Raw genomic sequence first — 23,568 nt, 5'->3', positions numbered from 1 at the left:
TATGCCAAGTACAGACCGCATATCAATGATATGCAAGACATGATGCGCCGGTGAAGACCCCGGCAGCGCCTTCTGTGCGCCTTGCCGGATAAGGAAAGCGCATTCTTCGCCGTAAACGCCTGCCCGATAACGCCGATAATCTTTCTTCCACCGTTCTTTCTCACCCAGAAAACCCAAAGACGCTTTTCTTTGGCCACGTTATTTTTCTTATAAAAAAATGCATGCTACCGCCCTTGGGAATCTGCCCCCAATATGCCTTTTGCTCGTCGTGATCGATCGGCATTCCCCACGCTTTTCCGTGCGAGAAATCCGCCAAACATAAATACGCACCGGCTTTTTTCAAATCACACTTAAACATTCATCTGCGGAAAAATTGAGAACAACATAAGCGAAAAATCATTAATCACACTTCCCCAGGGATTGCTCATTAATGTGTTACCACCGTTCTCTTTATCCATGAGGCAACATCTTTCGGGCACACATCAGCGATTGCCATACCGCCCCATCTGCGCGGCGGTGCCATGCGTCTTATGCCTGTTATGCGCCATGATTCCGAAATTCAGACTGAATAAACATGCTCTGCATTTCAAATAACAAATAGTAAAATCAACGTAACGGCGGCTGTGGCCCAATGAAAAAAATGAAATCCAAACAACGATCAATCCCCAACATCATAATAAACTTGATATTTAAGGTTCCTATATTTCGCATCAAGCACGTCCGCCCGGCCTACGGATAAAGAAAGCGGAACGCCGCTCACTGATTTCTTAAATTGCGGATTATTAACGTCGGCGCACTCCATTTTCGCCGTATCGTGGTTGCTGCCCTGATACACGCAAATCATTACTTTTCCGTTGTTTACACCAGGCTCATTCAACACCAGCGTTAGAACCACGCGGGTATCATTCCTGATATCATTAGTCGCTATGAGTCTTGCCTGGTTGCCTAACATATAAGAGAACAACGAAATAGCCAGTATCGATAAAGAAATCAACAGACAGATCGCAACCTTAAGCGTGCGCGACGGCATGCTGAGCGCAAAAGCGCGGCGACGTGGAGAAAAATGTCTTTTCCTTGTTTTATTCTTCGCCATCAGATACGAAGCGACATGCTCTGCTTCTGCGTTAATTTCCTCATCGCTTTTAGCCATTTTATCATTATCCGATTCCTCGATCTCCTCCGTATTTTCAGAATATTCCGCTTGAAGAGATTCATTCTCTATCGATGTATTATTCCAGGTTTCATCGTTATTTAGTTCTTCGGTGTCTTCTGTAAACTGGAAAATACTTTTATTTTCAACTTTATAACCGAGCCTGGGAATAGTTCTGATAATGGTGTGATCGACATCGCCAATTTTTTGCCTGATAGACTTAATTGTTTGATTTATAGTTGAATCTGAGCAGTAAGTTCCTTTCCATATATTTTCTATAATTTCCGTTCGTGTAACCAATTCTGGCGATCTCGCGATAAGCAGTGACAGAATCTGAGACTCTTTCCAGCGCATGCGAAATTTCTGCCCGGAGAGATTTAATACGTCAAGATTCCTAATCCTTATTTTTTTCTCAAAGTTCAATTTAGTTTCCTTTCTATACCTGCCCTGCTCACTTTGTATAGAAACATGAAAAAATGTTCAAGAAATTAAATGTAAAGTCAAAGATGAAAAAATTTAATCACTTCATACCAGCGTCTATTTCTGGTTTCATTTTCATTCCCTTGATGGCAGCTTCGATGAACACTGGGTGAATGATTTTTCTACCAAATGAAATAACCTTGCCGCCAGAGTGAAACCAAATAAACCCAATATAACCAATTGTTATTAAAAAGAAAAACTTAATAATCAGTTTTCAAATCGATGAAATAGTGAAATTTGCGTGCAGCATGCGATTTTTAAGCCTAATCCTATTGTTAGAATAGCGAAAGACTCGCCATCAATAAGAAATGAGATTTATCTCAATCAACATAACTGGCGGTCATTTAATAACCGCAAAGCCAAAAAAGAGAAATATTTCCACATTGGCAAACAAGATCGGAGAGTACTTTCAATATCCTCCCACTCGCCATCATTTTAAAATGATGTTTTACTTTTCTCTCTAAAAAACAGAACAAGGTTTCAAAAACAGATTATTTTTGAGAATGGTGTAGTAAAAACGAAAAGTACGATATTAAAAGGAAAAAACTACGCAGCATCAACTGAAGAAGACATATAGAGCAACATGAAATTCGGCATAAAACTAGGTGCCCCGCCAGGCCGCCCGTCACCAGTTTAACGGGCAGCCCTCGAGGCACACGATCAGCTCGCTTTCTTGCGGCCATACACCGCCCAGGTGATGACCACACACAAGATATAGAACACCAGGAATACTTTCATTGCCCCCGCCGGTGAGCCGGTCAGCGCCAGCGAGGTACCGAATGCCTGGGGAATAAAGAAGCCGCCTGCGGCGCCGATCGCCGAGATAAAGCCCAATGCGGCGGCGGAGTCCGTCACCGCTTCACGCTGTGCGCTCTCGTCACTGCCGCCAGCCGCTTTCACGCGATCGACAGTGATTTTACGGAAAATGACGGCGATCATTTGGAAAGTCGATCCGCTGCCCAGCCCCGCCGTGAGGAACAGCACCATAAAGATGCCGTAGAAGGCGATGAACGAACCGCCCTCGCCCGCCGTCGGCAAGGTCAGGAACAACAGCGCGGCGAACACGGCCATCACCACAAAGTTGATCAACGTCACCCGCACGCCGCCGAAACGGTCAGACAGCGCACCGCCGACCGGCCGCGCCAGCGCCCCGAGGAACGGCCCAAAGAAAGCGTAATGCAGGATCACGACCTCCGGAAATTGCGTCTTCGACAGCATGGCGAAACCGGCGGAGAAACCGATGAAAGAACCGAAGGTCGCGAGGTACAGCAAACTCAGCATCCACAAATGCCCACGTTTGAGCACTGGCAGTTGCTGGCGCAGCGATGCCTTGGCCGCCGCCAGATCGTTCATGCCGAACCAGGCCGCCAAGGTGGCAGCCAGCAGGAACGGTACCCAGATCCAGGCGGCGTTTTCCAGCCACAGCTGCCCCCCTTCTGCCTGATCTTGCGCCGTGCCGCCAAACAGACCAAACAGGCTGAAAGAGATCGCCAGCGGCGCGACCAGTTGCATGACGCTGACGCCCAGATTCCCCAACCCGCCGTTGAGACCCAATGCGCCGCCCTGACGCGCTTTCGGGAAGAAGAAGCTGATATTGGCCATGCTGGAGGCAAAGTTGGCGCCCGCAAAACCGCACAGCAGGGAAATGATGACGAACACGCTGTACGGCGTGCTGCTGTCCTGCACCGCGAATCCCAGCCACAAGCACGGCACCAGCAGGAAGCAGGTGCTGATAGCGGTCCAGCGACGGCCGCCAAACAGCGGGATCACGAAGGAATACGGCACGCGTAAAATAGCGCCCGAGACCGACGGCAGCGCTGTCAACAGGAACAGTTGATCGGTGGAAAAGTTGAAGCCAACCTTGTTCAGGTTGACCGCGACGGCGCTGAACAGCATCCAGACGCAGAAGGCCAGCAGCAGACAGGGAATGGAAATCCACAGGTTGCGGGTGGCGATGCGATGGCCACGCTGCTGCCAAAAGGCGCTGTCTTCAGGATGCCAATCCTGAATCAGCGCACCGATTTTCTTTGATGAAGGCGTTGCAAGTTGCGACATAAAAACCTCAGACACGGGGGATTATTCCGACACCCTAGGGGGCGGCCCCGGCGGCAAAGTTGATGTATATCAACCCGAATGCAAGTAGTTGGCGGCACAAATAGCGCCTTCATCCCCTTAGGGGTACATTCCGGATAAAAATTAAATCATTTATAATCAATAAATTATAAAGAACCACTTCGTCATCCTCACCGCTTCGCCACCCCGCCGGAAACTAATGGGTACTTCATTCGAGGTATGGGGTTATGCTCAGGGATAATCAAAAATACGGCTGAATCGTTACTTGTTTACCCCGTCGCCGCCTTCGCCCCTGAGCTTCAGCGGCGCCAAATGCCAGGAACCCGCGCTTATGAAACGCCTGTTGGCCCCGCTTTCGATCGTGAATCAGGTCGCCCTGCTGATGTTGCTGTCGGGCATTCTGGGCGTGGCCGGCATGGGGATTTCCGCCTGGATGTCGCAAAGCATTCAGGGCAACGCGCATGCCATCAACAAGGCCGGCTCGCTGCGTATGCAAAGCTACCGTCTGCTGGCGCAGGTGCCGCTGGATGAACGGCATGAAGCGTTGATCCGCGAACTGGAGCGCGACGAAAACAGCCCCGACCTGCAGCGTTCAGTGGAACAGGAAGGGTTGACGCAACCTTTCGACACCTTGCGCGACTACTGGCAACAGACCCTGCAACCTCGCCTGCGCAGCGCGCAGCGCCCGGCCGACGCCGCGCCGCAGGTGGCGCACTTCGTGCAGCTGTTGGATAAGCTGGTCTCGGATATCGACAGGCAAACCGAGCGCCGCCTGCTGATGGTGACGCTGGTGCAGGCCGGCTTTATCGCGCTGACCCTGCTGCTGCTGATCGGCACCACCTGCTACCTGCGCCGCCGGTTGCTGCATCCGTGGCGGCAGCTGGTGGAAATGGCGTTGGCGGTGGGCCGCGGCGACTTTAGCCGCCGCTTCGCGCAGCGCGGCCATCAGGATGAAATGGCGTCGCTCGGCGGCGCGTTGAACACCATGTCCGACGAACTGTCGGCCACCTACAGCGGGCTGGAGCAGCGCGTAGCCGAGAAGACCGCGGACCTGCAGCAAAAAAATCAGATGCTGAGCTTCCTCTATCGCGCCAGCCGCCTGCTGCACGCCAGCGAGCCATTGTGCAGCCGCCTGACGCCGCTGCTCAACCAACTGCAAATCCTGACGCCGCTGCGCGCCATTCAAGTGCGGCTGTATGAAAACGACAGCCGGGAGCCGCTGCTGCAGCTGAGCGGCAACCAGCCGTTGCGGCCGGAGCATTGCCATAATCCGGTGTGCAGCGCCTGCCTGCACGACAGCGACCGCCAGCATCCCGACAACCCGTCGCTGAGCTGGAGCCTGAGTGACAAACTTGGCGACTATGGCGTGATCGTGGCGCAACATGCGCCGCAACAGCCGCTGAACGATGAGCACCGCCAGCTGGTCAACACTCTGGTGGAGCAACTGACCAGCGTGCTGGCCATCGAACGTCAGGTAGACCACCAGCAGCAGCTGATGCTGATGGAAGAACGGGCGGCGATCGCCCGCGAGCTGCACGACTCCATCGCCCAATCGCTCTCCTGCCTGAAAATGCAGATCGCCTGCCTGCAGATGCAAGGCGAAACGCTCTCGTCCGCCAGCCAGGCGCTGGTGCAGCAGATGCGCGAAGAGCTGAACGGCGCCTATCGCCAGCTGCGCGAGCTGCTGACCACCTTCCGCCTGCAGCTGACCGAACCGGGCCTGCTGGCGGCGCTGCAATCGACGGTAGCGGAGTTCAATCCCAAACTGGGCCTGAACATCAGCCTCGATTACCAACTGGGGCCGCGCACGGTGCCCGCCTACCAGGCCATTCATCTGCTGCAGATCGCCCGCGAGGCGCTCAGCAACATCCTTAAGCATGCCGCCGCCAGCGAGGTGAGCATTCAGGTCATCAACAAACGGGGCGAAGTGACCCTGAGCGTATGCGACAACGGACGCGGCCTGCCGGCCGAAACATCCCGCCCCGACCATTACGGCTTGATCATCATGCGCGATCGCGCCAAGAGCCTGCATGGCCGTTGCGACATTTTACCGCGCAGCGGCGGCGGCACCGAGGTGCGAGTCAGCTTCACGCCGGATAACCACGCCATCGACTAACGGAGACACCATGACGACAGAAACCGCCGCCACCATCTTACTGATCGACGACCACCCGATGCTGCGCAACGGCGTAAAACAGCTGATTGGCATGGACGCTCGCCTGCAGGTCATCGCCGAAGCCAGCAACGGTGAGCAAGGGGTCGCGCTGGCGGAGCAGCACGATCCGGATCTGATCCTGCTCGACCTCAACATGCCCGGCATCAACGGGCTGGAAACGCTGGATCGCCTGCGCCAGACAGACCTGTCGGGGCGCGTTGTGGTGTTCAGCGTGTCCAACCATGAAGACGACGTCGTCAGCGCGCTCAAACGCGGCGCCGACGGTTATTTGTTGAAAGACATGGAGCCGGAGGATCTGCTGAAGGCGCTGCATCAGGCGGCGGCCGGGCAGATGGTGCTCAGCGAAACGCTGACGCCGATCCTCGCCGCCAGCCTGCGGGAAAACCGCCCCAGCGCCGATCGCGATATTCAGCAATTGACGCCGCGCGAACGGGATATTCTGAAGCTGATCGCCCAGGGGCTGCCGAACAAGCTGATCGCCCGCCGCCTGACCATCACCGAAAGCACCGTCAAGGTACACGTCAAACACCTGCTGAAAAAGATGAAGCTAAAATCCCGCGTCGAGGCCGCCGTGTGGGTGCTGCAGGGCAAAAACGGTTAGTCGCCGCCGTACAGCGGCCCGGTTTGCGCCGGGATCGGCGGCGGCGTCAGGGTTTTGATCGGCGGCAGGCCCGCGTCATCACCGGCGGTCGCCGTCAGCGGCGGCGCCACTTTCAGCTCTATCCAGTTGGACGTCACGCGCTGCTGTTTATCGTCCTCCAGCGTGACCGATAGCCGGTAGCTGTTGGCGGCGCCCGGCGCATCGTCCCACGGCGGCACGATCGCCGTCCAGCCCTGCGGATCGTTGGCGTTGTGCGGCGGCGTCAGGCTCAGCGCCTGGGTATCCCCCTGCCAACTGACGTGAGCGATGCCGTTGAGCGCCTTGATTTCCAGCACCAGCGGCACGGTTTCCCCCGCCTGCAGGCTCCACGGCGGCGTGGCCAGGAATACCTGCAGCGTCTTGCGCTGGCGGAACTCCAGCACCGGCACGTTCTTGCGTTCGATAGGATCGTAGCGGCTGCCGCGCAGCGACTTGGCCTGAGCCACATACTCCGGCGAAATCTGCTTCACCAACGGCACCCCGAGCCGATAGCTCAGCGCCAGCTCGATCTGATCCTGGCTCTGCCCGCCCGCGCCAATCTTATGCAGCGCCTTCATCGTCACCAGCGGCACCGGGGTGTAATTGAGCCCCAGCTGCATCGCGCGCGGATCGTTTTGTTTTTTGCCGCTGCCGAACAGATCGACATTATCGCCGAGATACTGCTCATAGCTGAGCGAACCGCCGATCTGGCGATAAAACGGCAGATAGCCTTGCGTCGTGATGTCGTAACCGCGCGCCGGACGGCTGAAAAACACGCCATCGCCAGACTTTTGCGCCAGCGCCGACAGCGGGTAGTAATAGTTGGTGGAGAAACGCAGGTAGTCTCCCCAGGCCTCCGCGCCGACGCTGCCGCGATTGCGCTGCCGGGCGAAATCGCTGTCGAGCGCCGTGTTGTACCCCAGCAGCCAGTCACCGGCGATCCAGCGCTGCCCCAGCGCGAAATTACCGAGCGCCCCGGCGCTTTGCTGTAGCCAGCCGATCTGGCTGTAGGTCAGCAATCCGTCGACGTCGTACAGCGGGCTGAATAACTGCCCGTTGCTGCCGGTAAAGTCCCCCTCACCGGTCATCTTCAGCGATAATCGTGCGGTGCCCAGCGGCGACAACAGTTCCTGCGCCTGCTGTTGCAGCGCGCCGGTCGCCTGGCCCAGCAGATAATCCTCGGCGCGGCTGCGCATCTGCTGACGGGAAACGTTATTCAGATCTTTTTCGCCGAACTGCTTGGCCATCTCGGCCCACTGCTTCTCGCGCGCGGCGTCATCGGGCGCGCCGCCCAGTTCGGGCAAATTCGCGGCCGGATCTGCGGCGGCCGGTGCGGAAGAGACAACGCTCTCCGGCGCCGGCGGGGATTCGGCGCAGGCGGGCGCCGCGCCGGCCAGCCACACCAGCGCCCCGGCCAGCCACACCGCCTGGCGGCTGTGCCAGCGTCGTTTTTTGGTTTTGATGAGTCCCGCCTGAATTTCGTCTTTCATGGCACCGTTGGCCCCCCTCCCTCCTGGAGCAGGCCAACCCACTGCTTTGCTGTCGCCTTTCCCGCGGCAGATCTGGAAACCCTACGCCCCGTCCAGGCCGGGGCGCCTCTCCCTTAAAGCCTAACGGCTTGACGAACAGAAACAATAGGATAAACCCCAATCACTCTCCAGTGACGCCGTCACTTACGCCCTTTACCGATCCATTCCGGCCGCCAGGTGAATTCACACCATTTCAGCACCGATTTTGCCGATAAAAAGCGCAACACCCCGCTGTTGCGCGCCTCCGCGCATGACATTGCCTCACTCTGCAATACGTGAAGTGGCGATGCGTACAACTGCGCATTCCTCACAGCCCACCGCATTTCACCCCGATGAAATACGCATTTTGCCGTTATTTTAAACATCCATTTCACGACTTATGGAGCCCCGATGTTTCTTTCCTTACTGTGGCCCGCGCTGTTTTTCACCGCGCTGCTGTCGGCAGGTGTGGTCGCCTTCGCGCTCATCACCCGGTTGGAGCGAACGGCGGCCGGGCGCGCCAACCCACCGCAATTGCGCCGCCGTAGCCTGCTGCTGACGGCCTTCGGTTTGGCGTTGACGGCGCTGCCCTTCGACCTGCCGGCAGCACACCGGCTGTGGTTACCGCCGGTCGCGGCGCTGCTGATCGCCCTGGCCTGGCTAGACTGGCGCCACCGGTGGCTGCCGGACCGGTTAACCCAGCCGCTGCTGTGGGGCGGGATGCTGTGCAATCTTGACGCTCGCTGGGCGACGCTGGGCGACGCGGTTATCGGCGCCGCCGCCGGCTACGGGGGGTTGTGGCTGCTCAACGCGCTTTATCGGCAGGTGCGGCGGCGTAACGGCATCGGCCAGGGTGATTTCAAACTGCTGGCGGCGCTGGGCGCCTGGCTCGGTTGGACGATGCTGCCGCTGCTGGTCTGTCTGGCGGCCATGTTCGGATTAGGCATGGCATTGACGCGCGGCCGTCGCGACCGCCGCGCCTGGCGAACGCGGCAACCTTTCGGCATCGCCTTGGCGGCCGCCGGCTGGCTGTTGCTCTTGATGGACGCCGGCCAGAACGCGCCGGCGTTATTCGGTTAGTTCTTCAGTGTCTCGATCAGCCGATTGAGCAATCCGGCCACTTCCGCAGTGCTGGCCGTTGTCGGATTGGCCAGTGGCTGGATCACTGCGAGCCTGGTGGTGGATAACACCTCATCGCTGCGGATTTCCAACGCATCGGCGGGTGGCGTGCTCAATGAAACGCCGTCCGGCCGCCAGTAACTGCCGCGCGTAGTCTGCACCTGATAACTGCCAAAGCCGAAATCTTTCTCGACGCGGTAATATATTTCGCAGCTTAACGGCCCGGTGCGCCGCAACATAAAGGCGCCTTTCGCGCTATAGCTGCCTTTATTGACGACAAAGGCGGTCGCCTGCGAAGACAGATCGAACGTGATATATAAATCGCACGCCAGCACCTTGGTGCTTACGCCCTGTTGAAGAGTAATGCGCGTTGTAGGTTGCCGATCCGGCGCGGTCAGGGTGCCTAAAAAAGTCCACGATTGCTGTTTCGAGATATTGCGCGGCAAATGGTTGCTGGTGGCGGAAGGGGCAATTCCCCGCTCGCCCAGACTGTACATCGCTTCGACCCCGTTTAAAAACGACGTAACGTCGACGGTGCTTTTGCCGGCCACCGGAACGCCGCCGTTGTATACGTTACTGAAGGTTACCTCGGTATTGTTGCTGCAGGCGGCGATCGCCGCCGGGAACGGCGTCTTCGAACCGCTGTAAAGAGTCAACTGACTGATGTCCCAACGAGATTCGTTGATGAATCGGCACAACACGCTCCCGCTCTCCACATTCTGCGCGTCCTGGATATTGATATTGCCTATCGTGCCCTGGGCAAAGTTGGTGGACAACACGCTGACATTGGCGGCGCGCTGCGTGTTGCGGTTCTCGCAGCCCAACGAATTGATCGTGCCGTTAAAATCTTTGAACGAGTAGATATCGCCGATGCAGTCATCCGCAGCCAACGAGCCGATAGTAGAGTAAAACCCTGAAATTCTGAACGCAGTCCCCTTGGCGCGAGCGGCGTAGAGGCCGTCTATAAAATTGGTGGTGCCGGACTTGTCCATCCACAGCACCCCATCGCCCGGGCGATTGGCGTTTGCCTCCATCTGCACGTTCACCAGCCAGTTAATGAACATGTCGCCCGAGACAAACAGCGAATAACCGCCGACCTTGGTGTAGATGTCGCGAATATCAAACTTCGTCATATTGCGATCGCTGAACCACACGCCGTGAGTGTCGTCTACGCCGGTATCATCCCGCAACGTCAAGCCGTGCAGCGTCAGATTGGCGAAGCCTTTCACCACGATCACCGCTTTCTTCGTTTCGCCCTGTTCGTTGGTGTAACTGCTGTCCGCCGTCTTGACAATTTTGGTCGCCCGTCCCAATCCGACCACCCGCAAACCGATGCCGCCGTAGATGTCCGTTGTCGTCTGAATGAGTACGTGTCCGGCGACCGTATACACCCGCTGCCCAAGGGACAGCGTACCGCCGGCTTGCAGCGCCGCCGCCGCCGCTTTGTTGATCGCCGGCCCCCAGTTGCTTCCGTCGCTGTCTTGATAAAACTGTTCCGGCGTAACAACCTCACCGGTGGCGATCAAGGTTGCTGCGCGCGCTCCTGAAGCGTTTTCGTTATTGTCCATAATATCTCCTGACGTGATGTGTCCGCATCATTGCGGACGGCCGCGGTGAAAGGCGTAAACAACGCCGCCTTTCAGTGCCAATCTATCACCGTCATATGAGCGCGTTATGAAATTTCATTTTATTTCACCCTGACACAACATCTCGCGATCCGAGGTAGCAATAGCCAGCGATTTCACTCGCCGTTGGCCTTTGGTGCGACAGAAAGCTCGGACAGGCCCGCTACTTGCTGACCCGATCCAGATACAGCATGCTGTTGGCGATATCCAACCGGGCACCTTCGACGTTGTCCCGCAATGCCACCAGCGTTTGCCCCTGCAGCGCCACCACATACGGCGAGCTGGCCTGCAGTTCCCGTTGCAACGTGACGTAACGTGCGCTGCGCGCGGCGCTGTTCCCTTCCGCAGCCGCGGCGCGCGTTTCCGCGCTGATGGCGGGAATGTTCCACTGGGTGCGCCAGGCCAGGGTTTTCGGCCCACCGGGCACGTTATAGGCAAAGGCGCTGGCGTTGGTGTTCGGATCCAGGTAGTCGGCGCCCCAGTAGGTGAAGATCGCCTGAAAATCGCGGCCGCGCATCTTGCCCCACAGATCGCTTTCTACCACCGGATGGATATCCAACCGCAGCCCGGCCTGCGCAAAACTGGCCTGCAGCGCCTGCGCGATGTCGGTATACGGCGGTTGGTTGATGACGATAAGATCGATGCGCGTGCCTTCGGCGATGCCGGCATCGCGCAGGATCTGTTTGGCTTTGTCCACGTCGAGCTTAAACGGCCGATCGTCGAGTGCCCCGTCCAATCCCTGCGGCAAGAAGGCCTGATGCACGCGATATTGCCCTTTCAGCAGTTGCTCGGCGATGCTCTGATAATCGACCAGCCAGCGCGCCGCCTGCCATAACGCCGGATTGCCCAGCGCCGGATTGTCTTTGCTGCCGGTGTTGAAACCGAGGTAATAGATCCGGGGCGCATCGGCCTGCTCAATGCGCACGCCAGACGCGTTACGCAGTGAGTCGAACTGGTCGGCCCCCAGATCGTAGGCCACGTCGGCATCCCCTTTCAGCAACAGCAAACGGCGGGTACCGGCGTCGCTGACGTTCTTGAACAACACCGTTTTCAACCTTGCCGGCGACGGAGCGTAGTCATTACGGCCAAACAGCAGCGCTTCATGCGGCACATAGTTGTTCACCCGATACGGGCCGCCGCCGGCGGAATGGCTGCGCAGCCAGCCGTTACCGTAGTCCCCCTGCTGCGCGTGCTCGTTCAACAGCTTTTCATCCACGATCGAAGCCACATTCGCCGTCAGCAGCCGCAGCGCCAACTCGCTGCCGATGTTGGCGGGCCAACTGAGTTGCACCTGGTTATCTCCCACCTTCTTCAGCTGTTGCTCAACGTTATCCGGCGTCCAGCCAAACTCGCCGAGAATAAACGACGGCGCCTTGTTCAGCTTCACCGCGCGAACCAGCGAAAAAATCACATCTTCTGGCCGCAGCGGGTTGCCGGAAGCGAAACGCTGCTGCGGTTTCAGGGTAAAGGTCAGGCTGCGGCCATCGGCGCCCGCTTGCCAACTGCCTGCGGCGTCCGGCGCCAGCTTTTGCGGCGCGGCGCGATCCGGCGCCACCAGGCGCTGATAGAGATTGACCAGATTGGCCGAACTGACGGTTTCAAAGCTCTCCGCCGGATCGAGGCTGATAATGCCCTCCAACGAACTGACCACTACCAAGGTATCCTGCGGGGTGGCAGCCTGCGCACCGAAAGCGGCCGCCAGCGCGCCATACAATAAGGTTGGAATTAACCGTTTCATCGATACACTCTCCACAATCACGCGGTTGCGCTGTTTTTCGAGTGTAGGGGGTAAGAATTAACAGAAGAACGACGATAAATTGCTTTATTTATTACCAAGATGGATATGCCCGCCGCGTTGGCGGGCACAGGTTTAAATGCTGATGCGGCCGTGCGCCATTGCCACCGAACGATCGCACATATGGTCAATCACGTCCGCATCGTGGCTGACCAGCACCATGGTCAGCTCGCCCGCCTGCTTCAGCTCGTTGAGCAGATTGAGGATCTCCGCCTGCACCGACATGTCCAACGCCGAAGTCGGTTCATCCAGCAGCAACAACTTAGGCCGCAGCAACAATGCGCGCACGATCGCCACGCGCTGCCGCTGGCCGCCCGACAGCTGATGCGGGTAGCGATCCAGCAGGCGCGGATCCAACCCCACCTGGCGAAAGCCCGCGCTGATCTTGCGTTCGATATCGCTTTCCTGCAGCAGCTTGAGCGGCTCCGACAGCGTACGCAACAGCCGGTGCTTGGGGTGTAGCGAAGCATAGGGATCCTGAAACACCATCTGTACCTCACGCCGCAGCTCGCCGGTAAATGCCTGCCCCGGTTGCAGCCGCCGCCCCAGCAGCTCAAAACCGCCCTGCCAGCTGCCATTCAGCCCGGCCAGCACCCACAGCAACGAGGACTTGCCGCAGCCGGAAGGCCCCACCAGCCCGAAACACTCACCCGGTTCGATGTGCAGGTTAACCTCATGCACCACGGTGCGCAGCTCGTAGCCCTGGCGGTGACTGACGCTCAGGTTCTCCAGTGCGATTACGCTCATTTCAACGTCTCCAACAGCGCGCGGTCCAGCACCGGCAGCGGTTTGCCGCGCGTCTCGCGGCTCGGCCGGCACGCCCACAGCGTGCGAGTGTAAGGATGCGTGGCCTGCGCCAGCTCTGCTGCCGGCAGTTGATCCAACAGCTCGCCTTTGTACATCACCAGCACCCGCTCGCAGTGGTGCGCCACCTGCTGTAAATCGTGGCTGATCAGGATCAGCCCCATGTTGCGTTGCGCCACCAGATTGTCTATCAGTTGCAGCACCTGATCGCGCATCTGGTGATCCAGCGCCGAAGTCGGTTCATCGGCAATCAACAGCTGCGGATCGTTGATCAACGCAATGGCCAGCATCACCCGCTGCCCCATGCCGCCGGAGAGCTGATGCGGATAACGGCCCCACAGCGCCGCCGGATCGGGCAACCCCACCGCCGCCAGCATCTCCAATACCTTTTCACGCCGCTCGGCGCGGCTCAACTTGGCATGCAGCACCAGCGGCTCCTCCACCTGACGGCCGATCGGCTGATTGGGATTCAGCGCATGTTTGGGATCTTGCATCACCATCGCCACCCGGTCGCCGCGCAGACGGCTCCACTGGCGTTCGCTCAGGCGCGTCAAGTCTTCATCGCCCAGCGTCAGGCGCTGCGCCTGCAGCTGCAACGGCGGCGGCAATAGCCCCATCAGCGCACGCGCGGTCAACGACTTGCCGGAACCGGACTCGCCGACCAGCGCCAGCCGCTCCCGCCCCATGCTGAACGAGATATTCTTCACCAGCGCCGCCGGCTGCGGCCCCGGCACGCCGATCGCCAGCCGTTCGACGGTCAATAAAGTGTTATCAGTGCCCATGACGAGGATCCATTTTGTCGCGCAGGCCATCGCCCAGCAGGTTAAACGCCAGGCTGGCGAACAGGATCGCCCCGCCTGGTGCGGCGGCGACCCACCATTGGTCGAAAATCACTTTACTGCCTTCGGCCACCATCGAACCCCATTCGGCGGTCGGCGGCGCGACGCCCATGCCGAGGAACCCCAGACCGGCGGCGGACAGGATGATGCCGCCCAGGCTCAGCGCCGCACGCACCACCGCGCTCGGCAGGCATAAAGGCAAAATGTGGCCGACCATCAGCCGCAACCCGTTGATACCCTGCATGCGCGCCGCCGCCAGGTAGTCACTGCGGCGCAGCGCCAGGGTTTCGGCCCGCGCCTGGCGGGCAAAGGCCGGCCAGCTGGTCAATGCCAGCGCCAGCGCGCCGTTCATCAGCCCCGGTCCCATGACCGCCACGAACGCCAGCGCGATCACCAGACTCGGCAGCGACAGGAAAATGTCGGTCAGACGCATCAAAATGCGCTCAACCCAGCCGCCGAGGTAACCGGCGCAAATGCCGACCAGCAGGCCGATGGGAATGGTCAACACCAGAATCAGCGACACCAGGATCAGCGTCGGCCGCGCGCCGTAAATCACGCGGGAGAGCAAATCGCGGCCAAAGCCGTCGGTGCCCAGCCAATGTGCAGCCGAAGGCGGCAGTAACCGCAATTCGATATGCTGCAGATTGGGGTCGAAAGGCGCCAGCCACGGAGCCAGCAGCGCGGTGACAATCAGGATCGCCACCAGCGCCGCGCCCAGCGTCAGCGTAGTCAGACGCCGACCGCGGCGGTCACCGACGGCTGGCTCGCTTTGCGGTTCGTGTTCAGAGAGATATTGGCTCATCGAGTTCGCGGATCCACTAAATAGGTCAAGGCGTCGGCCAGCGCATTCAACAGCACGAAACAGGTGCCGATCAGCAGCGTGGCACCGAGGATCGCCGGCGTGTCGGCAGCAAACAGCGCCGAGGTCAGGTAACGCCCGACGCCGGGCCAGGCGAACACCGTTTCGGTCAATACCGCGCCCTCCAGCAGGCTGGCGTAGGAGAGAGACAGTACGGTGATCAGCGTGCCAAGCACATTGGGAAACACATGGCGCAGCAGAATGCGCAGGCGGCCGGCGCCCTTGGAACGCGCCAGCGTCACGTATTCCTTGTTGCACTCTTCCAGCATCGCCGCCCGCAGCAGCCGGGTAATGCCCGCCATCGACAGCAGCGCCAACGCCACCACCGGCAGCCACAGGTGGCCGATGGCGTTGTAGAACATTTCACGATCGCCGGACAGCCAGCTGTCGATCAACACGAAACCGCTGCGCGGCTCCATGCTGTACAAGTAAATGTCGTCCAGCCGCCCCGGCCCCGCCGACCAATGCAGCGTGGCGTAGAACAGCAACAGCCCAAGCAGGCTCAGCCAGAAAATCGGCACCGAATAACCGATCAGCGACAGCAGACGCGCCGCGTTATCCAGCCAGCTGCCCGGTTTGAGCACCGCCAGAAACGCCAGCGTAATGCCGCCGAGGGCGCCGAGGATAATGGCGCAGGTGGCCAGCTCCACCGTCGCCGGGAAGGTACGCAACAGATCGCTCAACACCGGCTGCGCGGTAATACGCGAAATGCCCAAATCACCGTGCGCCAGGTGCACCAGGTAACGCCAAAATTGCACCGGCAGCGGCTGATCCAACCCCAGCTCGTGCCGCACCTGCGTATAGGTGGCTTCGCTGGCGTGATCGCCCGCCACCTGCAGCGCCGGATCGATCGGCGCCAGGTGCGACAGCATGAAGGTGAACAGCAGCAGGCCGAGCAACGTCAGCGCCAGAGACAGCGCGCCGCCGAGCAGCCGCCCGCCCCAGCGCCAATACCGCCGGGCCGCCCCGGCGCCGGCGGACAGGTCAGCGGCCATTACTTGCTGACCTTGCTGTAGAACACCATGTCAGGGTTGATGCCCTGCACATAGCCCTTGAGGTTGTCACGCACCGCAATCAGGCTGCGTGCCTGCAGGCCGATGACAAACGGCGAGCTTTGCTGCACCTGTTTTTGCAGTTGCTGGTAGTCTGCCACCCGTTTGGCGGTGTCGTTTTCCGCAGTGGCGGCCAGCGTCAGCTTGCTCAGCACCGGGATCTGCCAGTTGGCGCGCCAGGCCAGCGTCTTGCTGCCGTCTTCCGGGTTGTAGGCGAAGGCGGCGGCGTTGGTGTTAGGGTCGAAGTAATCCGGCCCCCAGGAGGTCAGCGTCGCATCGTAGTTAAGCGCTTTCACCTTGGTGGAGACCTGCGAACTGATGCCCGGCACCAGTTCGACCTTCACGCCGCCCTGAGCAAAACTGGCCTGCAACGCCTGAGCGATGTCCAGGTACGGCGGCTGGTTGTTGACGTCCAGACGGAAACTGACGTTGCTCAGCCCCGCCTTGGCCAGTATTTCTTTGGCTTTCTGCGGATTGAAGCTGTACGGCCTATCTTTGAGCGCGCCCAGATAACCGTCCGGCAGGAATGCCTGATGGCTCTGGAACTGCCCTTTCAGCAGATCGTCGGCGATGCCTTGATAATCGAACAGCCAGCGCGCCGCCTCCCAGAACGCCGGATTGCCGAGCGCCGGCGACGCCTTGGCGTTGAACTGCAGGAAATAAAGCGAAGCATAAGGAATAGCCAGCGGTTTGACGCCCGGCTTGCCCTTCAGAGCCGCCATCTGGTCTGCCCCCAGGTTGCGTGCGATATCGGCATCGCCCTGCTCGATCAGCAAACGGCGCGCCGCCGGATCGGGCACGTTTTTGATCAGGATGGTTTTCAGCGTCGGCGCCCCTTCCGGCGAGCCCGGGTTGGCGTCCAGCACCACCACTTCGTGCGGCACATAGGTGCGGATTTTGTAAGGGCCACTGCCGGCGGAGTGGCTGTTCAACCATTGATGCCCCAGATCGTCGCCCTGCTGGTGCGCCAGCGCCTCTTTGGCGTCGACGATCGAGGATACCGGCGCCGACAGCAGGCTGAGCACGAAGGCCGGGCTGACGTTCTCACTCCAGCTGATTTTTACCGTGTGCTCGTCCACCTTGCTCAGGTGTTGCTCCACGTTCTTCGCGTTCCAGCCCAGCTGCGTCAGGATAAACGACGGTTCGAGATTGAGTTTAACCACCCGTGAAAGCGAGAAGATCACGTCTTCCGGCCGCAGCGGATTGCCGCTGGCGAACCTGGCGTCCGGGCGCAGGCTGAAAGTCAGGCTGCGGTCGTCGGCGCCGGCCTGCCAGCTGCTGGCCAGGGTTGGTTTAAGATCGATGGGATTGTGCGGATCTGACTGGATCAGACGTTGATACAGGCTGTTGAACGACTGCACCGTGGTTAACTCAAATCCCTGGGCCGGGTCAAAGCTGACCACGTCATCGATAGATTGCGCGATCACCAGCGTGTTGGCCGGCGTCGCCGCCTGTACGTTAACGCTGGCCGCCACGGCCAAAAACAGCAAAGAAGGAACGAGCGCTTTCATCTGAAACTCTCCAAGCGGATGGAATTTATAATAATTTTGCGAGTGTATGCGAGCACGATCGGCAGCTGAAGGTACTTAAATCACTATAGATATTCTTTTTATGTATATAGATGGGATTTTGATTATTAGGGCAAGGATTGCGCGGCAGGTCGCACTCTCGCGACACGTCGCGGCAATTGCCTACTGTCTTTGCAGCACGATTCGCAGCGATGAAAGTCGGGGTTTGAGTCTGTTTCATCGGGTGACTAACGTGAGCTCAGTCACCCAAATGACGGGCAAATGGCAAACCATCCATCAGAAAATGGCTGCTCACTCCTGCATGAGAGAGCGATAGAGCAAACGCTGGCAGACATGAACAGCGTGCTGCTTGAGTCGAATCTGTTTATGACTCGTCTGACGGTACAAGACCGGCGCTGGCAAAAAGGCAGAAAAAACGGCCATACGTTAAATTGGCGCTCTCTGTTTAAATATCATGTCCAAATGCCGATGAGTTTCGCTTTTGTCTACCGGCAAATAGCCAGCCCGCTGAGCCGCGCCGGCTTTTGCCTGTGCCGTTATCTCCAGGCGGAGAACGTTATCGAACTTGTCGCGCTGGAGAATTTCTCCCTGCGCGAAACGCAACATCCCCTGAAAGGCAATATGCTGCGCAACTGCTTGCAGGCGCTATATCTGTATGGGCTGAACCTGCAAGAGCAGGGGCTGACGCCGGCGTATCCGCCGGACATACTTATCAGCCACGCCATTAATCATCGCGTGTTAGCACTGTATACACGTCAGGCCGCCTTTGAAGTAATACCCGGCACCATGACATGTAAAACCAGCTTCAACGCACTGAAAAAGTACATACAATCGCTGGAAAAATACGGTGCCAGATGTGATAAGGTGCGTATAAATAACGAGCAGCAAGGAAGCCAAAATGGAAAATAAGGATCTGACCGACCCCACGCTCTCCATTCAAGAGCAAAAACGCATCGCCATCGAGATTTTACGTCAATACCATCGCTGGGAGATGGCTAACCCACGTCCAGCCGAAGAACTCCCGGAATGGGAAGCCATCGGCCCGTTCAGAAAAAGCAAGCGTCACCTTATCGAACGTACCGATGACTGACCATGCATTAGCCCGCGAGCGATCCTGCAGGGCAATCCCGTGTTGTTAAATCTGGTAGTCAATCACCGCATCCAGCTGCGACGAGAACACCTTGTCTTTGATTTCGGTCAGCGACAACGTCGGGTTGCACAGCTGAATAAAGCGCCAGGCATAGTTGCGCTGCAGCTGGCTGCGTTTCAGGCCCAGCCAGACCGTATTGGGTTCAAACAAATGCTCGGCGTTGAGGCTGACCAACCCGCGATCGCGCTCTTTTTCATACGACATGTCCGCCAGCACGCCCACGCCCAACCCCAGCTCGACATAGGTTTTAATCACGTCGGAATCTTGCGCGCTGAGCGCGATGTCCGGCGTCAGGCCCGCTGATTTGAACGCCGCATCCAGCTTCGCGCGGCCGGTAATGCCCTGGCGGTAAGTGATCAACGGCAAGGTGCTGAGCATCTCCAGCGTCACCTGCGGCTGCCGCGTCAACTCGTGCCCTTCCGGCACCAGAATGGTGTGATGCCACCGGTAGTAGGGGAACGCCGCCAGCGACTCGTCGCTCATCAGCCGTTCGCTGGCAATGCCGATATCGGCTTCACCGGCGGCCAGCATCGAAACGATCTCCTCCGGGCTGCCCTGATTGAGCACCACCCGCACCCGTGGATAAAGCGCGCGAAACTCTTTGATCACCCCCGGCAGGCTATAGCGCGCCTGGGTATGCGTCGTCGCGATATGCAGCTGCCCCGAATCGTTGCTGCTGAAGACATCCGCCAGGCGACGGATGTTGTTCGCGTCGTTAAGAATGCGCTCCGCCACCACCAGCAGCTCTTTGCCGGGTTCGGTCATGCCCAACAGCCGCTTGCCGCGGCGAATGAATATTTCGATGCCCAGCTCTTCTTCCAGCTCGCGAATATGCCGGCTAACGCCGGACTGCGAAGTAAATAAGGTATTGGCGACCTCGGTCAGGTTGTAGTTGCAGCGCGCCGATTCGCGAATAATTTTTAATTGTTGAAAGTTCATCCCCGTCTCCCTGTTACTTGCAGTAGCGTCTGCCATATTGATACGGAGTCCTGCGGGGCTGAACAAATAAGAAATAACCTTTACTTATGCAATTTAATACTAAGTGAATTATTTATCGTGGCTCTCGGGGGGTGAGGACGGGGGAAAATGATGAATGGCTTTAAAAATAATGAGATAAATAACCACACAAATAAAGAGCCTTAAGTCATCATGCAGAATAAAGTTATTAAATAGAGGTATTAGATATATGAAAAAAGGCTCAGCATGCTGAGCCCTTCAGTGTCTGCTGCCCTGCTAACGCCTCAGGCGGTAGCCTCGGCCCCGAAAGCGCCAGGGCGGTTCTGTTGCAACCACTGCTGTACATAGCGCACCAGATCGCCGATGCAATCATCCTGCATGCCATGGTGTTTCAGCTCGTTATCCAGCGCAAACAGGTATTGCGCGTTGGTACCCAGCGGGCCGCTGGCGCTGGCGATCAATGGCGCGATCACCTGGTGGCTGGTGTCTGCTTCAAACAACGGGTGCTGCGCGTTCATCACGAACACCAGCGCCGTGACGGTCTCTCCGCCATCCAACTGCAGTTCACACCAGGTCGGCACGTAGCAGTCGGTCACCATTTCGCGCTTCCAAAGCAGCTCCAGCTCTTCACGCAGCTTACCTTCCGGCAGACGAAACGCCAATCCGGTGGTCTGACCGCCCTCTTTCAGCGCCAGCATGCGCCCCGGCTGATGCAGCGTGCCGCGCCCGGCGGTCAAACGCATGCAGAACGCCCGATGCCAGCCCTGCAGCATGGCGGGCCGCACTTCTTCAGATTCGAAAACCGGATTCCACATCAGCGAACCGTAACCGAATACCCATACCGGGCTGTGATCCGGCCGGCGCGATAACGTGCATTCCAACGAGGCTGCGCGCTGTTCAGGCGTCAGCAGCAGCGACTCCTCAATAGCGCCAAAGGCGGTTTTGCAATCCGCTTTTTGCAGAAAATCTCGCGTTAACACTGTTACAACCTCCCGGGAATACGATTTCTCGTCCTCCCTCGCCACTACTGAACCTTTGCAATTTTATTTTTTGGTGCGGAATTTTATTAATTCAATAACCGCGCCGATTAATAATGACCATATTCTTTTCCCGCCACGCAATCAAGTTGCAAAGCGGCGTTAACGTGGAAAAGTATTTGTACTGAGCAGCAATAATATTAATTGCCGAGGTCAGCATAACGTCTGCGCGTTTTTACCGGGGCATAAAGGCGTTACTTTTTATGCCAGCGTTCGTCGTCGCCCTTGCGATAGCTTTGCTTGACCGCCGCCCAGGCCACCTTATGCCGTCTCCTCCCGGCTGTCGTCACCGCGCCGATCGTCGGGATCCCGGTATTGTTGCCAGGCGCTGTTGAACGCTTCTTTATAGATCGCCTGCGCATGTTCCGGTAGCACATGCTTTACATTGTCCGGCAAGTCGCTCGCGTCTTGGTATGGCATCACGTCCTCCCGTGCGTATTGCGTGAACCTTAAGCCTAGCTCACACGCGGTTGCGCCTCAATGAGCAAACAATTCTCATTATCAAACGGCATGGTATACTCACCGCCAAACGAACTATAAGGAGATCCTCGTGACTACCGAAGCCCCTCGCTCACGCGCCCCCTACCTGATCGCCGTCAGCGCCGTACAGGACATTACGCCGCACCTGCGCCGCATCACCTTTACCGCGCCCGATCTGCGCTACTACCCGGCCAACGCCGCCGCCGCGCACATCAAGGTCTTTTTGCCGCTCGCCGGCCAAACGCAGCCGGATCTGCCGACGCTGACTGAAAACGGCCCGCGCTGGGCTGCGGATGCCGTGCGCCCGATCGTGCGCACCTATTCCATTCGCGCCGTGCGCCCGGAACAGGCGGAAGTGGACATCGAATTCGCCATTCACGATCACCAGGGACCGGCGGTCGACTTTGCGCGCCAGGCGAAAATCGGCGATAAAATCGGCATCAGCAATCCAGGCGGCCCCAAACCGATGCTGCCGGCCGCCGACTTCTACTGCCTGGCAGGCGATCCTTCCTCGCTGCCTGCGTTGGCCGCGCTGCTGGAAAACCTGCCGCCGCACGGCGCCGGGCGCGCTTTCATCCGCGTCGACAGCACTGCCGACGTGATTGACCTGGAAAAACCTGCCGGCGTTGAGGTGAATTGGATCGTCGGCGGCACGGAGAAAACCGACGAATTGATCGCTCGGTTCCGCGCGCAGTCCCTGCCGCAGGGGGAAGCGCACTTCTGGCTCGCCGGTGAAGATCGCCTGGTGGTGGAGCTGCGCCGTTACCTGCGCCGCGAACGTCAATGCGATCGTAATCGTCTTTATGCCGTGCCTTACTGGCGTGAAGGGCTAAATGAAGAGGGATACCACAATAAACGGCATGAAATCATGGACAATATTGACGACTAGCGGTCATATTTTCCTTGAATAACCACGAACTAAATAAGTAAACACGACTTTTCTCAAATCTAACGTTGTAAATTGACGTTATTGCGTAAAAGTAAGTAAATAAAACCGCACCCCGTGCGGTTTTTTTGTTACTCTGATCACATAAAGCAAGCAATTGCTTTCTCAGATAAAAACAACATCACACCGGCGCCGCGGGTGTATCCTAATATAAAATACCTACTGGAAACGCAGAGTTGCCGCATCACGGCGACCGGCGCTGACGGGCTACGCTGTTTGAGAAGGAGTGCCACCCTCATGAAGTCGCAACACGATCCTGGCCGATCCACCAAATCTCGCCACACCGAATACTCGCTGATCTTCCCCATCGCCGCACTGGTGGTGTTGAATTTATGGGGCAGCACCGCTAACTTTCCGCTGATCGTCGGCATCAATATTCTCGCGCTGGTGGGGATCCTCAGCAGCGCCTTCAGCGTGGTGCGCCACGCCGACGTGCTCGCCCACCGACTGGGCGAGCCCTATGGCTCGCTGATCCTCAGCCTGTCGGTGGTGATCCTCGAAGTCAGCCTGATCTCGGCGCTGATGGCCACCGGCGACGCCGCGCCGGCGCTGATGCGCGACACGCTGTACTCCATCATCATGATCGTTTCCGCCGGCCTGGTCGGCTTCGCGCTGCTGCTCGGCGGGCGCAAGTTCGCCACCCAGTACGTCAACCTCGGTGGCATCAAACAGTACCTGATGGCGATTTTCCCGCTGGCGGTGATCGTGCTGGTGTTCCCGAGTGCGCTGCCGGGCGGCAACTTCAGCACCGGGCAAGCGCTGCTGGTGGCGCTGATTTCCGCCGCCATGTATGGCGTATTCCTGGTGATCCAGACCAAAACCCACCAGAGCCTGTTCGTGTACGAGCATGAAGACGACGATGGCGATCCGCACCACGGCAAGCCCTCTTCGCACAGCAGCGCCTGGCACGCCGCCTGGCTCATCGTGCACCTGATCGCGGTTATCGCCGTCACCAAGTTCAACGCCAATCCGCTCGAAGGCCTGCTGACCAAGATGAATGCACCGGCGCAGTTCACCGGTTTCCTGGTGGCGCTGCTTATCCTGTCGCCTGAAGGCCTGGGCGCGCTGCGCGCCGTGTTGAACAATCAGGTGCAACGCGCCATGAACCTGTTCTTCGGTTCGGTGCTGGCGACCATCTCCCTGACGGTGCCGGCGGTGACCATCATCGCTACCCTGACCGGGCAGACGCTGATCTTCGGCCTGCAAACGCCGCATATCGTGGTGATGTTGACGGTGTTGCTGCTGTGCCAGCTGTCGTTCTCGACCGGCCGCACCAACGTGCTGAACGGCACCGCCCACCTGGCGCTGTTCGCCGCCTACATGATGACTATCTTCGCCTGATCAAAAAGGGGCGCACTCTGTGCGCCCCT

19 protein-coding genes and 1 pseudogene are annotated in these 23,568 nt (G+C 58.4%); 7 read left to right on the top strand and 13 right to left on the bottom strand.

Going from position 1 to position 23,568, the window contains the following annotated elements; all coding sequences use genetic code 11:
- Positions 1 to 658: 658 nt before the first annotated feature.
- A complete protein-coding gene (locus ACMGF7_RS17710) occupies positions 659 to 1,573 on the bottom strand; it encodes a transcriptional regulator (protein ID WP_049240578.1) in 915 nt (304 codons plus the stop codon).
- A gap of 717 nt (positions 1,574 to 2,290) precedes the next feature.
- The gene (locus ACMGF7_RS17705) at positions 2,291 to 3,685 is read right to left on the bottom strand and encodes a NarK family nitrate/nitrite MFS transporter (RefSeq protein ID WP_049240579.1); all 1,395 of its coding nucleotides are present in this window, start codon (positions 3,683 to 3,685) and stop codon (positions 2,291 to 2,293) included.
- A 349-nt stretch (positions 3,686 to 4,034) separates the two neighbouring features.
- Between ACMGF7_RS17705 and narX the strand changes: the two genes are divergently transcribed.
- Both narX and narL read left to right on the top strand, forming a co-directional pair.
- The gene (gene narX, locus ACMGF7_RS17700) at positions 4,035 to 5,819 is read left to right on the top strand and encodes a nitrate/nitrite two-component system sensor histidine kinase NarX (protein WP_015378206.1); all 1,785 of its coding nucleotides are present in this window, start codon (positions 4,035 to 4,037) and stop codon (positions 5,817 to 5,819) included.
- A gap of 10 nt (positions 5,820 to 5,829) precedes the next feature.
- Positions 5,830 to 6,480: a two-component system response regulator NarL gene (gene narL, locus ACMGF7_RS17695; RefSeq protein WP_004934684.1), complete on the top strand. Its 651-nt coding sequence runs from the start codon at positions 5,830 to 5,832 to the stop codon at positions 6,478 to 6,480.
- Here the strand turns inward: narL and ACMGF7_RS17690 are convergent.
- A complete protein-coding gene (locus tag ACMGF7_RS17690) occupies positions 6,477 to 7,988 on the bottom strand; it encodes a YchO/YchP family invasin (RefSeq protein ID WP_420286556.1) in 1,512 nt (503 codons plus the stop codon). The genes narL and ACMGF7_RS17690 overlap by 4 nt on opposite strands.
- Positions 7,989 to 8,417: 429 nt before the next feature.
- On the opposite strand from ACMGF7_RS17690, the gene ACMGF7_RS17685 reads away from it, so the two are divergent.
- Positions 8,418 to 9,086 (top strand): A24 family peptidase, encoded by a 669-nt coding sequence (locus ACMGF7_RS17685; protein WP_325994458.1) that lies wholly within the window; start codon positions 8,418 to 8,420, stop codon positions 9,084 to 9,086.
- Here the strand turns inward: ACMGF7_RS17685 and ACMGF7_RS17680 are convergent.
- The 7 genes from ACMGF7_RS17680 to ACMGF7_RS17650 form a co-directional block, all read right to left on the bottom strand.
- The gene (locus ACMGF7_RS17680) at positions 9,083 to 10,693 is read right to left on the bottom strand and encodes a hypothetical protein (protein ID WP_164094848.1); all 1,611 of its coding nucleotides are present in this window, start codon (positions 10,691 to 10,693) and stop codon (positions 9,083 to 9,085) included. The two genes, ACMGF7_RS17685 and ACMGF7_RS17680, sit on opposite strands and share 4 nt — an antisense overlap.
- 220 nt (positions 10,694 to 10,913) lie before the next feature.
- On the bottom strand, positions 10,914 to 12,488 hold the full coding sequence (locus tag ACMGF7_RS17675; RefSeq protein ID WP_004934699.1) for an ABC transporter substrate-binding protein: 1,575 nt from the start codon (positions 12,486 to 12,488) through the stop codon (positions 10,914 to 10,916).
- Positions 12,489 to 12,620: 132 nt separating this feature from the next.
- The gene (locus ACMGF7_RS17670; RefSeq protein ID WP_004934700.1) at positions 12,621 to 13,292 is read right to left on the bottom strand and encodes an ABC transporter ATP-binding protein; all 672 of its coding nucleotides are present in this window, start codon (positions 13,290 to 13,292) and stop codon (positions 12,621 to 12,623) included.
- Positions 13,289 to 14,131: an ABC transporter ATP-binding protein gene (locus tag ACMGF7_RS17665; protein WP_004934707.1), complete on the bottom strand. Its 843-nt coding sequence runs from the start codon at positions 14,129 to 14,131 to the stop codon at positions 13,289 to 13,291. Before ACMGF7_RS17665 ends, ACMGF7_RS17670 begins: the two co-directional genes overlap by 4 nt.
- Positions 14,121 to 14,990, bottom strand: a complete 870-nt coding sequence (locus ACMGF7_RS17660; protein WP_033632776.1) for an ABC transporter permease — start codon at positions 14,988 to 14,990, stop codon at positions 14,121 to 14,123. Before ACMGF7_RS17660 ends, ACMGF7_RS17665 begins: the two co-directional genes overlap by 11 nt.
- On the bottom strand, positions 14,987 to 16,042 hold the full coding sequence (locus ACMGF7_RS17655; RefSeq protein WP_049240585.1) for an ABC transporter permease: 1,056 nt from the start codon (positions 16,040 to 16,042) through the stop codon (positions 14,987 to 14,989). Before ACMGF7_RS17655 ends, ACMGF7_RS17660 begins: the two co-directional genes overlap by 4 nt.
- Positions 16,042 to 17,610 (bottom strand): ABC transporter substrate-binding protein, encoded by a 1,569-nt coding sequence (locus tag ACMGF7_RS17650; protein WP_164094846.1) that lies wholly within the window; start codon positions 17,608 to 17,610, stop codon positions 16,042 to 16,044. The genes ACMGF7_RS17655 and ACMGF7_RS17650 overlap by 1 nt, the downstream gene beginning before the upstream one ends.
- A gap of 279 nt (positions 17,611 to 17,889) precedes the next feature.
- On the opposite strand from ACMGF7_RS17650, the gene ACMGF7_RS17645 reads away from it, so the two are divergent.
- Both ACMGF7_RS17645 and ACMGF7_RS17640 read left to right on the top strand, forming a co-directional pair.
- Positions 17,890 to 18,537, top strand: coding sequence for a hypothetical protein (locus ACMGF7_RS17645; RefSeq protein ID WP_049240589.1), 648 nt, complete (start codon positions 17,890 to 17,892; stop codon positions 18,535 to 18,537).
- A complete protein-coding gene (locus ACMGF7_RS17640) occupies positions 18,527 to 18,718 on the top strand; it encodes a hypothetical protein (protein WP_015378216.1) in 192 nt (63 codons plus the stop codon). The genes ACMGF7_RS17645 and ACMGF7_RS17640 overlap by 11 nt, the downstream gene beginning before the upstream one ends.
- 45 nt (positions 18,719 to 18,763) lie before the next feature.
- Here ACMGF7_RS17640 and cbl read toward each other — a convergent pair whose 3' ends face one another.
- The 3 genes and pseudogenes from cbl to chaB all read right to left on the bottom strand — a co-directional run bounded on the left by cbl (position 18,764) and on the right by chaB (position 21,192).
- Positions 18,764 to 19,717, bottom strand: a complete 954-nt coding sequence (gene cbl, locus ACMGF7_RS17635; RefSeq protein ID WP_004934716.1) for an HTH-type transcriptional regulator Cbl — start codon at positions 19,715 to 19,717, stop codon at positions 18,764 to 18,766.
- Positions 19,718 to 20,019: 302 nt separating this feature from the next.
- The gene (locus ACMGF7_RS17630) at positions 20,020 to 20,715 is read right to left on the bottom strand and encodes a gamma-glutamylcyclotransferase (RefSeq protein WP_021504033.1); all 696 of its coding nucleotides are present in this window, start codon (positions 20,713 to 20,715) and stop codon (positions 20,020 to 20,022) included.
- A 251-nt stretch (positions 20,716 to 20,966) separates the two neighbouring features.
- Positions 20,967 to 21,192 (bottom strand): annotated as a pseudogene (gene chaB / locus ACMGF7_RS17625) (putative cation transport regulator ChaB).
- A gap of 130 nt (positions 21,193 to 21,322) precedes the next feature.
- Here chaB and ACMGF7_RS17620 point away from each other — a divergent pair.
- Complete coding sequence (locus ACMGF7_RS17620; RefSeq protein ID WP_049240591.1) at positions 21,323 to 22,141, top strand: siderophore-interacting protein; 819 nt, start codon at positions 21,323 to 21,325, stop codon at positions 22,139 to 22,141.
- Positions 22,142 to 22,435: 294 nt separating this feature from the next.
- Positions 22,436 to 23,539 (top strand): sodium-potassium/proton antiporter ChaA, encoded by a 1,104-nt coding sequence (chaA, locus tag ACMGF7_RS17615; RefSeq protein ID WP_004934723.1) that lies wholly within the window; start codon positions 22,436 to 22,438, stop codon positions 23,537 to 23,539.
- Positions 23,540 to 23,568 lie beyond the last annotated feature (29 nt).

The sequence above is a fragment of the Serratia sp. BNK-17 genome (assembly GCF_048684935.1).
In the GTDB taxonomy this organism is placed as follows: Bacteria; Pseudomonadota; Gammaproteobacteria; order Enterobacterales; family Enterobacteriaceae; genus Serratia; species Serratia nematodiphila.
The sequence above is the reverse complement of the archived record's forward strand: the minus strand, read 5'-3'. Positions and strand labels throughout refer to the sequence as shown.